General features: G+C 52.7%; 16 protein-coding genes. 11 read left to right on the top strand and 5 right to left on the bottom strand.

Going from position 1 to position 13,761, the window contains the following annotated elements:
* Nucleotides 1-161: 161 nt before the first annotated feature.
* Nucleotides 162-638, top strand: a complete 477-nt coding sequence (gene greA / locus MHH82_RS31655) for a transcription elongation factor GreA (protein ID WP_036671773.1) — start codon at nucleotides 162-164, stop codon at nucleotides 636-638.
* A gap of 118 nt (nucleotides 639-756) precedes the next feature.
* On the opposite strand, the gene MHH82_RS31650 is transcribed toward greA, so the two are convergent.
* Both MHH82_RS31650 and MHH82_RS31645 read right to left on the bottom strand, forming a co-directional pair.
* The gene (locus MHH82_RS31650) at nucleotides 757-1,962 is read right to left on the bottom strand and encodes an MFS transporter (protein WP_340969495.1); all 1,206 of its coding nucleotides are present in this window, start codon (nucleotides 1,960-1,962) and stop codon (nucleotides 757-759) included.
* A gap of 655 nt (nucleotides 1,963-2,617) precedes the next feature.
* Entirely contained in the window at nucleotides 2,618-2,929 is a 312-nt protein-coding gene (locus MHH82_RS31645) for a hypothetical protein (RefSeq protein WP_015737995.1), read from the bottom strand.
* 160 nt (nucleotides 2,930-3,089) lie between these two features.
* Between MHH82_RS31645 and MHH82_RS31640 the strand changes: the two genes are divergently transcribed.
* From MHH82_RS31640 to MHH82_RS31615, 6 genes are all read left to right on the top strand, one after another.
* Entirely contained in the window at nucleotides 3,090-3,446 is a 357-nt protein-coding gene (locus tag MHH82_RS31640) for a nucleotide excision repair endonuclease (protein WP_251500971.1), read from the top strand.
* 61 nt (nucleotides 3,447-3,507) lie between these two features.
* A complete protein-coding gene (locus tag MHH82_RS31635) occupies nucleotides 3,508-3,678 on the top strand; it encodes a hypothetical protein (protein ID WP_251500976.1) in 171 nt (56 codons plus the stop codon).
* A gap of 39 nt (nucleotides 3,679-3,717) precedes the next feature.
* The gene (locus tag MHH82_RS31630; protein ID WP_015737993.1) at nucleotides 3,718-4,047 is read left to right on the top strand and encodes an ArsR/SmtB family transcription factor; all 330 of its coding nucleotides are present in this window, start codon (nucleotides 3,718-3,720) and stop codon (nucleotides 4,045-4,047) included.
* Nucleotides 4,048-4,076: 29 nt separating this feature from the next.
* Entirely contained in the window at nucleotides 4,077-4,586 is a 510-nt protein-coding gene (locus tag MHH82_RS31625) for an SRPBCC domain-containing protein (RefSeq protein WP_251500979.1), read from the top strand.
* A 259-nt stretch (nucleotides 4,587-4,845) separates the two neighbouring features.
* Complete coding sequence (locus tag MHH82_RS31620) at nucleotides 4,846-5,907, top strand: LLM class flavin-dependent oxidoreductase (RefSeq protein WP_015737991.1); 1,062 nt, start codon at nucleotides 4,846-4,848, stop codon at nucleotides 5,905-5,907.
* A 101-nt stretch (nucleotides 5,908-6,008) separates the two neighbouring features.
* On the top strand, nucleotides 6,009-6,440 hold the full coding sequence (locus MHH82_RS31615) for a hypothetical protein (protein ID WP_251501561.1): 432 nt from the start codon (nucleotides 6,009-6,011) through the stop codon (nucleotides 6,438-6,440).
* Nucleotides 6,441-6,503: 63 nt separating this feature from the next.
* Here MHH82_RS31615 and MHH82_RS31610 read toward each other — a convergent pair whose 3' ends face one another.
* The 3 genes from MHH82_RS31610 to MHH82_RS31600 form a co-directional block, all read right to left on the bottom strand.
* Nucleotides 6,504-7,208 carry a zf-HC2 domain-containing protein gene (locus MHH82_RS31610; RefSeq protein ID WP_145039571.1) on the bottom strand — a complete coding sequence of 235 codons (705 nt, stop codon included), beginning with the start codon at nucleotides 7,206-7,208 and terminating at the stop codon, nucleotides 6,504-6,506.
* Complete coding sequence (locus MHH82_RS31605) at nucleotides 7,205-7,693, bottom strand: RNA polymerase sigma factor (protein ID WP_340969487.1); 489 nt, start codon at nucleotides 7,691-7,693, stop codon at nucleotides 7,205-7,207. The genes MHH82_RS31610 and MHH82_RS31605 overlap by 4 nt, the downstream gene beginning before the upstream one ends.
* Before the next feature lie 80 nt (nucleotides 7,694-7,773).
* Nucleotides 7,774-8,472, bottom strand: coding sequence for a Crp/Fnr family transcriptional regulator (locus MHH82_RS31600; RefSeq protein ID WP_340969485.1), 699 nt, complete (start codon nucleotides 8,470-8,472; stop codon nucleotides 7,774-7,776).
* Between the two features lie 101 nt (nucleotides 8,473-8,573).
* Here MHH82_RS31600 and MHH82_RS31595 point away from each other — a divergent pair, with 101 nt between their 5' ends.
* The 4 genes from MHH82_RS31595 (at nucleotide 8,574) to MHH82_RS31580 (ending at nucleotide 13,517) form a co-directional block, all read left to right on the top strand.
* Nucleotides 8,574-9,347 carry an HAD family hydrolase gene (locus tag MHH82_RS31595; protein WP_340969484.1) on the top strand — a complete coding sequence of 258 codons (774 nt, stop codon included), beginning with the start codon at nucleotides 8,574-8,576 and terminating at the stop codon, nucleotides 9,345-9,347.
* A 233-nt stretch (nucleotides 9,348-9,580) separates the two neighbouring features.
* Nucleotides 9,581-10,864, top strand: a complete 1,284-nt coding sequence (locus tag MHH82_RS31590) for a BclA C-terminal domain-containing protein (RefSeq protein WP_340969482.1) — start codon at nucleotides 9,581-9,583, stop codon at nucleotides 10,862-10,864.
* A gap of 134 nt (nucleotides 10,865-10,998) precedes the next feature.
* Nucleotides 10,999-12,186, top strand: a complete 1,188-nt coding sequence (locus MHH82_RS31585) for an amino acid deaminase/aldolase (RefSeq protein ID WP_015737984.1) — start codon at nucleotides 10,999-11,001, stop codon at nucleotides 12,184-12,186.
* Nucleotides 12,183-13,517 (top strand): D-arabinono-1,4-lactone oxidase, encoded by a 1,335-nt coding sequence (locus tag MHH82_RS31580; RefSeq protein ID WP_340969480.1) that lies wholly within the window; start codon nucleotides 12,183-12,185, stop codon nucleotides 13,515-13,517. The genes MHH82_RS31585 and MHH82_RS31580 overlap by 4 nt, the downstream gene beginning before the upstream one ends.
* Nucleotides 13,518-13,761 lie beyond the last annotated feature (244 nt).

Below are 13,761 nucleotides of genomic sequence, written 5' to 3'. Positions count from 1 at the left end.
TGCTTCAGAATGTTGTGCGCTTTGTTGGCGCTTATCGTTGGAAACCACCATAAGGCATTAAATTCCAAATATTCCATCCATAATATTTCAGAAAATTTTCGCTTATTTTCGAAATAAAGAGTACACTAGAAGTAAGAAACTACAAAATGGATGTGATGAGCATGGCAGAAGAACTGATCTTGACCCAGGAGGGCTATGACAAACTCCAGGAGGAACTTGACGATCTCAAGTATGTAAAACGCAAAGAATTAGCGGAACGGATCAAGCTCGCGATCAGCTATGGTGACTTGAAGGAGAACAGCGAGTACCACTCGGCCAAGAACGACCAGGCGTTTATGGAAACGCGCATCATCATCCTGGAAAAAACGCTTAACAACGCCCGGATCGTCGACGCTAAGGATATCAGCTCGACAACGGTGAATGTCGGTTCGAACGTCGTCCTGAATGACATCGAGTTTTCGGAGAGGCTTGAATATCAGGTGGTCGGCCCGGCTGAAGCGGATGTGGCGAACAATAAAGTTTCTTATGAAAGCCCGCTCGGCAAAGCGCTGATGGGCAAAGCGGTAGGCGATAAAGTCCACGTGGAAGCGCCGATGGGCATCGTGAAGTACGAATTGCTGGAGATCAAGGCGTTGTAGCACCGATGGATCAACGTATATATAGATGCAAAAAGGCGTAACCGTGCACATGTCCGGTTACGCCTTTCTTATGCTCGTCCCGGTTAAGGGATCGGCTTTTTATGCCTGTTGGAGCCCTTTAAGCATTAGCCGTCACGGCCTTGCGCTCATACATATAGCAGGCTGCTCCCAGAATGAAGGCGAGCGCTACCAATCCGGCACCCACCCAAGGCAGGGCCGTTAAGCTCAGATGCGTAATGACCAATCCACCGATAAAAGCGCCCGCCGCATTTCCGAGATTGCCCGCGGAATGGGTTGCTGTGGAGGCCAGTGCAGGAGCGGATTGGGCCAGACTCATCACGCGCACCTGCATTCCCGGCATAACGGCGAAAGAGGCGGCTCCCCACAGCACGATGGTCAGCACAGCCGTGACCGGGTGATGGATGGTCACCGTGAGGATGGTCAGAATGACGGCCGTCGCAAAGTAAACGCCCAGGATGGAGGGCAGCAGCTTCCAGTCCGCCAGCCTGCCGCCTACGATGTTGCCGACGGTCACGCCGATACCGAACAGGATCAGAATCCAGGTGACGCTGGGTTCCGCAAAGCCCGTGATCTCAATCAGCAGGGGCGCGATATAAGTGAAGACGGCGAACAGGCCGGCATTGCCAAGCGCGCCAATCAGCAGGAAGAGAAGAAGCTGGGGTCTAATGATGGCCGTGATCTGCTGAACGATGCTTGTCGCTTGCTCCTGCCGTATCTTCGGTATGAAGATCAGGATGCCGATCAATGCCAACACGCCCATGATGGCAATCGCGCCGAATGAAGCGCGCCAGCCCATCGTTTGGCCGATGAAGGTACCGATCGGAACCCCGATGATATTGGCTATCGTTAATCCTGCCATCATGATGGACACCGCTCCGGCACGCTTGTCCGGCCGCACCAGATTGGATGCGATGACAGCGCCCACGCCAAAGAAGGTCCCGTGCGTCAGCGCGGTCAACATCCGTGCACCCATCAGAACGGCATAGTTCGGAGCGAAGACCGAGATGCCGTTGCCCAGGATGAACAGGCCCATGAGCAGCAGTAACAGTTTTTTCTGCGGAATTTGGTTAGTAAGGACGGTCAGAATAGGGGCTCCTACGGCTACCCCGAGGGCATACATCGTAATCAGCTGCCCGGCAGACGCGATGCTGACATTCAGATCATCGGCCACATTGGGGAGAATCCCCATAATGACAAACTCCGTCATGCCTATGGCAAATGCACCCACGGTGAGAGACAGTATAGAGATGGGAAAGGGTTCTTTGCCGCTTTTTTTCCCAGTGGCGTGTTGCGAAATATCCATGGTGTTCAAGTCAACCTTTCTGCTCTGTATGTTAAAGATATAATCCCAATCTCCATTATGGGTTTTAAAGAGGGACTGTTACATATTATTTAACGTAGCTGGCTGATAATCAAGAACTTTATTTTTGGGAAACATGGGCACCCTGTTAAGGCAGACTCTCCATGAACAGGAGAGCTTGTCCGTCACGTAAGAGCTGAAGAGCGCCCTTGTGGGCACTCTTCCCGTAAGCAGGCGCTATTGAGGTGGCCTGTGAGCGGATTGATCCATTCCTCTTGATATAATAGCATCAGAAACAGGTGAACGACTCGATACTTCTTAAGTCGAGCCCTGAATATACCCACATCCATCCCGTCCATCGGAAGCCGGCAACCGAGGTGCGGCCAACAAAAGTCGGGTAAAACCAGAAGCCGGGTCCACGTGTCGGCCAAATATAGGTATTTCTGAACAAACAGCCCCTAATCGCTCCTGGATCAACTGCGAAGGTACTGGCCATAGGCTGTTGGGGGACAGATGTTGGAGGCGGGGATGAGGGCCCTTGCATCGGTCCCTGGGGTCCTTGCGGCGGCATAAATGCCATAATGGATTCACTCCTTAATCGGGTTATTAGGTTTGAAGTGCGCGGGAGGCTTGCCGAGTAACAATGTAAGCCCTTCTTCTAGATGTAAAGCAAGGTGATGACAAGCAGTTCGAAGAGGACAAGTGGCAGGATGACATTGTTATAGTAACTGGGACCGAAGCCGCGCTGGTTTCCGTATCCGGGCATGCTCAAGTACAGAATCCCTTTTTCGCAATGCATAATAGTCCCTTCGAAAACATCGCCGTCAAGCGTTTCGACGCGAACTAGCTGATTCGCATGCCGTTTGCATAGTTGATGGATATGATCGCGAACCGATTTGATGTTGTGCTTCATGCTGGGTTCGGCTTGATATAAGGTTTGTTCCTGGTGTCCGGGATATTGAATGCTCATATGGAAAAGACCCCCATCGTGAATTAGTCATACATAGTCCCATCCTATGCGAACGCCCAGAGAGGGGTGATAAGGGCTGCGGAATTTTCTGCCTGGGCAAATAAGCCGATCAGTGATACGATTTAGATCAATACATGAATAGAGGAAGTGAACGTTAGTCGTGATCGATATAACCATCCCCAAGCCGGACGTCACCATAACCAAGCGGGATGCTCCGGAACTGAGCCATATTTACGGATTTACGGATTTCCACCTGATTCCGAGAGACCGGGGCGGGATTTTCATGTTCTACAACAGCAAGGAGGAGCTTCTGTTCGTTGGCAAAGCTAGAAAGCTGAGACCGCGGATCAAGAAGCATTTTGAAGATAGCGTCTCCCCGATCAAGGAGCATCGGAATGAGGTGACGAGCATCGAGGTTTGCGTCATTGAAGACGCCGTGCATAGAGAGATATATGAAACCTATATCATTAATGAATTCAAGGCCAAATACAATGTGGACAAGGTGTTCTTTCGATAAGGAATACGAACGGTAAAGCGAAGAGGAGCAATAAGCGAGGTCAGGTAAGGAGCCGCGTTTGTTGCTTTTTTTGCGCTGTGATAAAAATAATTTGAAAAAAAATCTAAATATTCCTTTACAGGAATATTCTCTTTGTGGTATATTCGAAACAAGAAGAACGGCAGCAAAAAAAGAAGCCGAAAAAAGAGGTGATGATGGTGACGGGAACAGAGAGAACAGACAATCACCGTAAACGCTATAACAGCGGGTCTGTACCAGTCATCACGACAAGATGGAACTGACCACATTTAACGCATTAGCCGAACCAAGCCGTTTTCGTATCGTGAATCTCCTGCAGAAGGGACCGCTTACGGTAGGGGAAATCGCCGAACGTCTCGACATTCGGCAGCCTCAAGCCTCGAAGCATTTGAAGGTGCTGCTGGATGCCGGACTGGTCGAGGTAAGGGCGGATGCGAACCGACGGAATTACATGCTGCGGTCGGAGCCGTTTCAGGAATTGGACCGTTGGCTCGATAACTACCGCCGCATATGGAACGAACGGTATGACAACTTGGATGATTACTTGGAGAAGCTGCAATCGGATATGAAGAAACAGGAGTAAGCACCATCTAATTCGAGGAGGAATATATAATGACAAGCAAAATGATTACACGGGTAGAAGGTCAAGTGATCGTACTGGAGCGCGTATTTAATGCACCAAGAGAGCTGGTATTCAAGGTGTTCTCTGATGGAGAGCATCTGAAGCAGTGGTGGGGGCCTCGCGGATGGGACGTAACCGTATCCGACATGGATTTCCGTCCCGGAGGCCAATGGCATTACTGCATGAAGTGCATGGATCAGAATCAAGGGGATTTCTACGGCATGGAATCCTGGGGCAAATCGGTCTACCAGGAAATTGAGGAGCCGGAGAAAATCGTCTACATCGACTATTTCTCGGATGCGGAAGGCAATATTGCGGAGGGCATGCCCGCAACCACGGTGACGATGACGTTTGAGGAAGTGGAAGGAAAGACCAAGCTGGTCAATCGAGGGGTATATGAATCCGCTGAAGCGCTCCAAACGGTATTGGATATGGGAATGGAAGAAGGCATTACCCAAACCTGGGATCGCTTGGAGGAATACTTGGCATCGAAACAATAAGCCCATTTCAAATGCATGGTTAAAAGGCAAAAAGAATGGCCGGAATCCGTATGGATCCCGGCCATTTTTGGATTCCATATGAATCGAATCCACCGATTTCACGTTATCAGTTAACTTGTAACTTGAAAAATCCGAACCAAAAGTTCAATATAAAGATAATTGCAAGATGATTAACGATACGGACTGCCCTAGGCGGAAAGCATCGATAACCTTTGCCTGCGGTTCTGACCGCGGCAAAGGATAATAGGAGGAAAACATAATGGAAATTGGGGTTAGCTCGTTCGTGGAGACGTGGCCGGATGTGAAGACCGGCGAAGTGATGAGCCATGCGCAGCGGCTGCGCGAGGTGGTTGAGGAAATCGTCCTGGCCGATCAGGTGGGATTGGATGTGTATGGCGTAGGGGAGCATCATCGCAAGGATTATGCGGCGTCTTCGCCTGCGGTCGTTCTTGCCGCGGCTGCGTCGCAGACGAAGTGGATTCGGCTGACCAGCGCGGTGACGGTGCTGTCTTCCGCGGATCCGGTACGGGTCTTTCAGGATTTTGCCACCTTGGACGCGATTTCGAACGGACGCGCGGAGATTATGGCCGGCAGGGGTTCGTTCATCGAATCGTTCCCGTTATTCGGCTATGATCTGAGTCATTATGACGAGCTGTTTGAGGAGAAGCTGGAGCTGCTGCTCAAAATCCGCGAGTCGGAAAAAGTCACCTGGCAGGGCGAGCATCGCCCGGCGATCCATAACTTGGGCGTCTATCCGCGTCCGGTTCAGAATCCGCTGCCGGTGTGGATCGGAAGCGGGGGCAATTCGGAATCGGTTGTGCGCGCAGGCCTGCTCGGCCTCCCGCTGGTGCTGGCGATTATCGGCGGCAGTCCCCTGCAGTTTGCGCCGCTGGTCAAGCTGTATAAAGAAGCGGCAGCTCATGCCGGGCATGATGTGTCAAAGCTGCCGATCGGCTCGCATTCCCACGGATTCATTGCGGAAGAAACCGAGCTGGCAGCGGACAAGTTCTTCCCTTCGACCCAAGCCAGCATGAACGTGCTGGGACGGGAGCGGGGCTGGGGGTACTATGACCGGGCAAGATTCGATGCGGCCCGCAGCTTCGAAGGTGCGCTGTATGTAGGGGATCCTGAGACGGTGGCCGAGAAGATCATTCACCTGCGCAAGCATGTGGGCATTACCCGCTTTATGCTGCATGTGCCTGTGGGAACGATGCCTCACGACGAAGTCATGAGAGCCATCGAACTGCTGGGAACCGAAGTCGCCCCTCGGGTCCGCAAGGAAATCGACCGCTGGGAAGCCGCTGGGGAGCCTGCGGAGTAAGCAGACTTACTTTTTGACGATATGAAATGAAGACGCATGTAACCTTTTCCGGCACGAGTTCGTCTATGACATAAACAGGCGGGGCGGTGTACATCTTGCGGGTGGCCAGATATTTTGTGTTGTGGTTCGTCTTTATGTTTCTGTTTACCGGTGCTGTCGTAGGCTTGGAGTATATCGAAGGATACAAGATCACGACGACGGAATTTTTCGGCCTTCGTAATGCGGGTTTTGTTCTGATGATCATTCCGATTCTCATATCCTCGCTTCTATACCCGGTGATCGTGCTCCCTTTATCGTGGCTCATGGGCATGATTCGATGGGTCAGAGCTTCACTCATCCTGTATGCCCTGCTGTATGCCGTGATGTGGGCTGCGGTCGGGACAGTGCTGTTCTACGAAAGCTATGATGATCGATTCATACAGGAATATGAACTTCATGTCAGCACCGCAGTCATTCTGTTTGGGGTAATCGGCTTGATCTACGGCGGGATCGAGCGGAAGGTTCTGCGTAATTATCCGGCCGGCTCGGTTTAAGGTTCAAGAAAAGACCATGGGAAGCCATTAGGGCATCCGATGGTCTTTTGATTAAAAATATACTTACTCGTCGCTCCTGAACTGCATCTCGACGGACTCGCTTGCCGGTGGCAGCTCCATGCCTTGTTCCCAGATCAGAACCCGGTCATCCGGCGTCCCCAAATAGAGGGCCTTGATCTGTACGCCATCGCCAAAGCTCTTCTCGTAGGCATTTCGCTCTTCAATATCGTTCGTATAGTACATATTGGACAGTCCCATATCCGCGAATTTTTTAGATTTAATGATGGGACGCTTGGGTGTCACATAGAAGTTTCCTTCCTCATCTGTATCGTAGCTGGCTTGGTTAACATTATAGCCGTCGGTCATCTTCACGTGATAAGCAATGCGCCCATCCTTCAGCTGGCTGATATCGGATACCTGCATCACGCGGGTCGGCACGCTTGTAATGTTCCATTCGAACAGGCCCGCATATGCCAGGAACAAGAGACCGACTGCTAAGCAGCTGATCAATAGACCTTTGGTAAACGAGATCCATTTGGTGCGCGACCACTGGGCCGCAACTTGCCGCAAGCCGGCTCCCTCATCCTTGTTTTGCTCCATCGTTTGGGTGGGCAGCGACATCGGGGAGCTCATATGGCTCAGCACCTCCCGGCAAGCCGGGCAATCCGCCAGATGCTCTTCTACCAAGGTTTTGGTGTCTGCGCTGCATACATCATCATGGTGCAAAGGCAGCAAATCCTGAATAATCTCGCACGATATTCGGCTCACGGTTGATTCCCCTCCTTGTATAGGCTTTGGATTTTTTGCTTGGCTCGAAAGAAGGTGACTCTTGCCCAGCTCTCGGTTTTTCCAAACAGCCGGCTGATTTCGCCAAAAGACAATTCCCCGAACACTCGCAGCGTAAACACCTCTTTATACGGCTCGTCCATCCGGTGCAGGATTTGATGGATGCGAAAAGCCTCAGCCCTTTCCACGGTTTGAAATGCGATATCCTGACCGCTGCCGTGGTCGATCTGCGGGGCAGGCTCATACCGCTTTTGTTTATCCAGATAGGAGAAGTATGTATGTTTAGCGATTTGGCATAGCCACACGCTCAGCTTGCATGTGCCTTGAAACGAATCGATATGCTTCAGCGCTTTGAAAAACGTCTCCTGCGTGAGTTCTTCCGCAACATGCTCGTCTCTGCTGAGCGACAGCAGAAACCGATACACGTCTTGAAAGTGTTGATGGTAGATCTGGTGCAAATCCGTCACCTGTTCACCTCCTTGCCTATATGACCGGGTCATGGCCGATTCGTTACAAGAATCCGCGAAAAAATTTTCAGGTTAGTGATCTACTCATAACGGATGCCGTTCGAGGCGGTCTCCAGCGCGGTCCAGTCCAGAATGCGGATAGTCTGTCCGTTTCGTTCCAGGATCCCCTTTTGGGCGAAGGCAAACATTACCCTATTCAAATGTCGGTGCGTGGTGCCAAGCAAGCTGGCAATCTCCCCGATATGGTCGGTTTTCAGCTCCATCCCGAAGGAAGGATCCGATCCAGGCGACATGGTGGACATCAGATAGCTGGCAAACCGGTTCTCCACGGATGCCAACAGATTGACGCGGGAAGCGGTCGTGCAGGTCTGGAGTTTGTAGCTCAGGTGATCCAGCAAGGTGGCGGTAAAGCGGGCGTTCGTCATTTCATGCAGCCTGATATAATCAAACGACAGCCCGATGAACAGGCATTCGTTAACGGCTTCAATCTGGGATTGGACAGGAACGTCTCGAATCAATTCAATATCCCCGATGATGGAAAAGGGATGGCCAAAACGCAGAAGCAGCGACTTTCCGGTTTCGATGCTGGAGGTCACCTTGATTTTCCCTTGCACTAGGAACAACAGGGACTGCATGGCAAAACCCTCATGCAGAATGATCTCGCCGGGCTCGTATTGTTGCAAGGTAAAGGGCGCAGGCTTGCCCAAATCCAGTATGTTTCCGAATTGAAATTGCTCCAGCTTGGCTTTCAGCAATGGTGCATCATGAAGTCGTTTCACGGGTTTCTTTTGCGCTCCCTTCTCATCTGGACAAATGTCCTTCTCATTATACGACCAACTGCTATGATAAGAGCAATGAGAAGATACAGGGGGAACTGGACATGAAATTCGTATTCGATCTGGACGGAACGATCTGTTTTAAAGGTCAGCCGGTTTCGGACGCGTTGTTGAAGGCATTGGAGGAGCTGGTAGCACAGGGGCATGAGGTTGTTTTTGCTTCCGCCCGGCCGATTCGCGATTTGCTTCCCGTCCTTCATGAGCGTGTTCATCACTACCCGATGGTCGGGGGGAACGGCTCGATGGTGGCGGCAGGGGGAGCGCGGATCTCTACGGTCGGCTTTGACGGCGAGGTGCTTCCGGTTCTTCTTCAGCTGTTAACCACGCATAACGTGAGCTACTTGATCGATGGGGAGTGGGACTATGCCTATAGGGGTCCTGCGGACCATCCGATCCGGCTTCACTTGGACCCGCACAAACTGGCCAGAAATGTGCCGCTGCAGGAACTTGAATCCATTGTAAAAATATTGATGCTGACCTCGGATCATATGGCAGAGCTGGAGGAGCGGCTGAGACAGCTGGATGTAGTCGTTCACGCGCACGGAGGAGAAGGGGTGCTGGATATTAGCCCAAAGGGGATCCATAAATGGAGCGGGCTCCAGCAGCTGGGCGTGAAGGAGAGAGAGTATATCGCCTTCGGCAACGATGCCAACGATATCTCGATGTTCCGGCATGCGCTGCACGCGGTGATGATCGGCGAGCATCCGCAGCTCGCGCCGTACGCCTCGGAACAATTGCCGCTGGATGAGCAGATCGAGCGCGCGATTGCGGAACGTCTGACGGCGCTCGGGCGGTTATATGCGGTAGCGAGTGTGTAGGTGCGTTATCCAAGCGAATGACCAACTGTCTCCAAACATGATATGGAAAATGGATTTACTTAGGATGGGGGAATTCCTCATCCTTTTTTGCTTAGGCTAAAATTAACAAAAAATGTTTAGTATTCCGCGATCGTACACAGGAAATATCATGATTCTCGTGTAATTATTTATATTAACTCGCGAGTAGGTTCGACCGATAAATTAATTATTCCAAGATCGATAAGGAGGTAATTGTGTTGAAGAAAAAACGGCTGTATTTTGCGGCAGCAATGTTGCTCACCTTGAGTTTAGCGATCGCACCCGTCACGCAAGCGGCAGGCATCACGATGCAAGTCAACGGGATAACCAAGCCTTTGGATGTTGCCCCGGTTATGGTCAAAGGCAAAGTGCTGGTGCCCATTAAGCATGTAACCGAAATATTGGGCCTTTCCATTCGGTGGGATGCTTCTGCCAAGAAGATCACAGCCGTTCGGGGCGATATCTCTGCCGAGCTGGTTATGGGCAGTGATGTGGCTACGGTAAGAAAAGATACTATCGTCACAAAAGTGAAGCTGGACCAGCCCGCCAAACTGCAGGATAACAGGGTGATGGTTCCGCTTCGTTTTTTGGCGGAAGTGTTTGAGGCCAAGGTGCAGTGGAACCAACAAAAGCAGCTGGTTAGCATTGCGTATGGCAGTGGCGGGGGAACTCAGGAGCAGGGGCAGCCGGGTCCGGCCGGCCCGCAGGGTCCAAAAGGCGAACCTGGCGAAAAGGGCCCGCAGGGTCCACAGGGGCCTCAAGGGCCCCAAGGTCCGCAAGGTCCGTCCGGGTCTTCAGGATCTTCGGGCTCCCAAGGTCCAACTGGACCAGCAGGGCCATCCGGGCCTAAGGGCGATCCAGGCCCCACGGGATCCCCGGGTCCGAAAGGCGATAAAGGAGATCAAGGCGAACAAGGCCCGGCAGGTCCGCAGGGTGAAAAGGGGGATCAAGGGGATCCTGGACCTCAGGGAATCCAGGGCGATAAGGGCGACCTCGGCCCGGTAGGGCCACAAGGTCCGCAAGGGATACAAGGAGCTCAGGGACCCCAAGGCCCCGCAGGTCCAGCGGGGCCTGTTGGACCTGCAGGAGGGAGCTCCACAGGAACTTATGCATACGCAGGGAATACGTCGGGAGGCGTTATTCCAGTACTGCTCGGCGGGACCCCGGTTCCGCTGCCGGACAATCCGAAAGTAGCAGGAATCATGGCAGATGGAAGTTCAACATTGTTTACGGTTCATGAAACAGGGACATATTATATTTCTTATACGATTAATTTAGCATCAGATTTGCTTGCGGGCTCAAGGATTACTCGAAACGGTGTCTCTATCATACAGAGTGACGAAGCTCCAATTAAGTACAAGTCACATTACCACGCCCAGTTTATAGAGCGATTGGATGCAGGAGATGCGCTTAGTCTTCAATTGTATGATGCATTAGGTGCTGCAACCCTTGCACAAGGCAACGGCGCTTCCCTAACCCTCATCAAATTAGCCGATTAAGATTCGGGTCCAGCCAACCAAAGGCTGGGCTCTTTTTATTTGCGCGGATAGTGGTGTGCGGAAGGATAATCCGCTACCTTCGAGAATATCATGTGGCATAGGCGTGAGGGAAACGGGAAGGTGTTGATGTAGGGGTGTCGACATACGAGTATTATAAAGAGATTTTCGCGGAGATTCCGAAGCCGTTCGCCTTGGTGGATCTGGACATGCTGGACGACAATGCCGAAGCGATTGCACAAGCGGCTGGGGGTAAGAAAGTGCGGCTGGCCAGCAAGTCCATCCGCTCCGTGGACGTGTTGAACCGTATCCTTCGTACGAACCCGATCTTTCAAGGAATCATGTGTTATACGGCAGCGGAGGCCGTATTTCTGGCGGAACAGGGCTTTGACGATCTGCTGCTGGGATATCCGCAGTGGCAGCCGGAAGCCATTCGCTCCATCGTGAATCTGGTCGGCGAAGGTCGCAGGATTACCTTAATGGTGGACAGCGTGGAGCATGTCGAGCACATCGAACAGTTCGCCAAACAACAGCGGACCGTGATTCCACTATGCATCGATGTGGATATGTCGGTCCAATATCCGGGTCTGCACTTCGGTGTATGGCGATCGCCCGTCCATTCGTGGGAGGGCATGTACCCGATAGTGGAGCAGATTATCCGCTCTCCATGGCTCCGCCTGGACGGCATCATGGGGTACGAGGCGCAGGTAGCAGGCGTTGGGGATAACGCAGCCGGTAAGCATATGAAGAATACCATGGTCCGGTGGCTGAAAAGCCGCTCCATCGTTGAAGCGGCCAAGCGGAGGAAAGAAGCCGTGGAGCGGCTTGCCGCCATGGACCTTCGGCTCCGCTTCATGAATGCAGGGGGAACCGGAAGTTTGGACAGCTCCCGGGAGGAAGCTTGGGTAACCGAAATTACGGCCGGGTCAGGCTTCTATGCGCCGGGTTTGTTCGATCATTATGCCTCGTTCCGTTATAAGCCGGCAGCGGCCTATGCCGTAGAGGTGGTTCGCATCCCGAAGGCAGGGATCGTGACCTGCATGGGAGGCGGCTACACGGCATCGGGTACGGCAGACAAGGATAAACTTGCGAAACCTTACTTGCCTTCGGGATTGAAGCTGTTCCCGCTTGAAGGGGCCGGGGAAGTGCAGACACCGCTGCGTCTGCCTGCCCATGTGGAGCTTGGCCTGGGAGACCCGGTGTTCTTCCGCCATGCGAAGGCCGGCGAGCTGTGCGAACGGTTCAAGGTGCTGTATGCGGTCTCGCAAGGCCGCATCGTAGGCGAATATGCAACCTATCGCGGAATGGGGGAGTGTTTTCTATGAAGCAGGTCCAGTGGTCGAATTGGTCGGGATCGGTACGAGCCAATCCAAGAACGGTGTTGTATCCTGCCTCCATAGCGGAAGTCGAAAAAGTGGTCCGGATGTGCCGGCAAGAGGGCAGGCGGCTGCGAGTGGTCGGTTCAGGGCACTCTTTTACCCCCATTGCGGCATCCGAGGACTGCCTGATCTCCTTGGACAGGATGCAGGGCCTGGTCCATGTCGACGCCGAAGCCCGAACCGCCACCGTGTGGGCAGGGACGAAGCTGAAGCTGTTGGGCGAGCTGTTGTTTCGGCAGGGGCTGGCACAGGAGAACCTGGGGGATATTGATGTCCAGTCCATTGCCGGCGCCATTAGTGCAGGGACGCATGGTACGGGCCGGGCCTTCGGGAATATATCCACGCAGGTTGTCGGAATGACGGTGGTCACCGGTACGGGCGAGGTCCTGGAGTGCAGCGGGGAGTCGCACCCCGATTGGTTCAAGGCGCTGCAGGTATCCTTAGGTACGCTCGGCATTATCGTGCAAGTGACGTTGAGGCTTGAGCCGGCTTACAAAATCGAATATGAAAGCCGGAGGATACCGCTCGGCGAATGCTTGAAACAGCAGGCGCGATTGGCGGAGGAGAACCGTCATTTCGAGTTTTATTGGTTTCCTTACGCAGAGCCGTGCCAGATCAAGCTGATGAACAAGACGGACCAAGAGGTGAGGGAGCATCGGATCAAGGATTATATCAGCGACGTGTTGGTGGAGAACACCCTCTTCGGGCTGATCTCGGAGCTGTGCCGCAAGCTGCCCAAAGCAAGCCCGTATGTGAGCCGTCTCTCGGCGTCGCAGGTTCCGCTGGGTCGTAAAGTGAATTACAGCCACCGGTTATTCGCGACCCGGCGGCTCGTTCGTTTCAACGAAATGGAGTATAACATTCCCGCGGAGTCGATGAATGCGGTCATTGAAGAGATGCGTGAAGAAATGTCGCGAAACAAGTACCATGTGCATTTCCCCGTAGAATGCCGTTATGCCAAGGGCGATGATATTTGGTTAAGCCCCGCCTACGACCGGGATTCCGCCTATATTGCGATCCATATGTACAAAGGCATGCCGCATGAAGATTACTTCAGTGCGATGGAGGGCATCTTCCTGCGGTACGGCGGCAGGCCGCATTGGGGGAAAATGCATCATCTTGAGGCTGCTCAATTGAAGGAGCTGTATCCCATGTGGGAAGCATTCCGCGCGGTTCGGCAAGAGCTGGACCCGGATGGTATCCTGCTGAGCGATTATATGGGCAGGCTGCTTGATGTATCCGGGCCGATTTCCGATTCGTTCAGTGATATTGGATAGAATTCACAACAGATTTGATACCTAATTGAAATTGCCGCATAGATCGCATACCTGGTTCGAATCGCCCTTGAGATGGCAGCACCACCTTCCATCGCCCCAGGGCGATTTTTTTTGTCCACCGCTACTTGTAATAAGCGGCAGAAACGTGAATAGAGCCATTCCTAAACAGGGAGAATAAGCGTCGGTATGCCGTCCGCATCAGTTCGAACTTGGAGTTGGAAATCATTCCGGATGGACAAGCAGA

Source organism: Bacillus sp. FSL K6-6540 (genome assembly GCF_038007545.1).
Note: the sequence above shows the minus strand (reverse complement) of the source record. Positions and strands in the feature narration are given on the sequence as shown.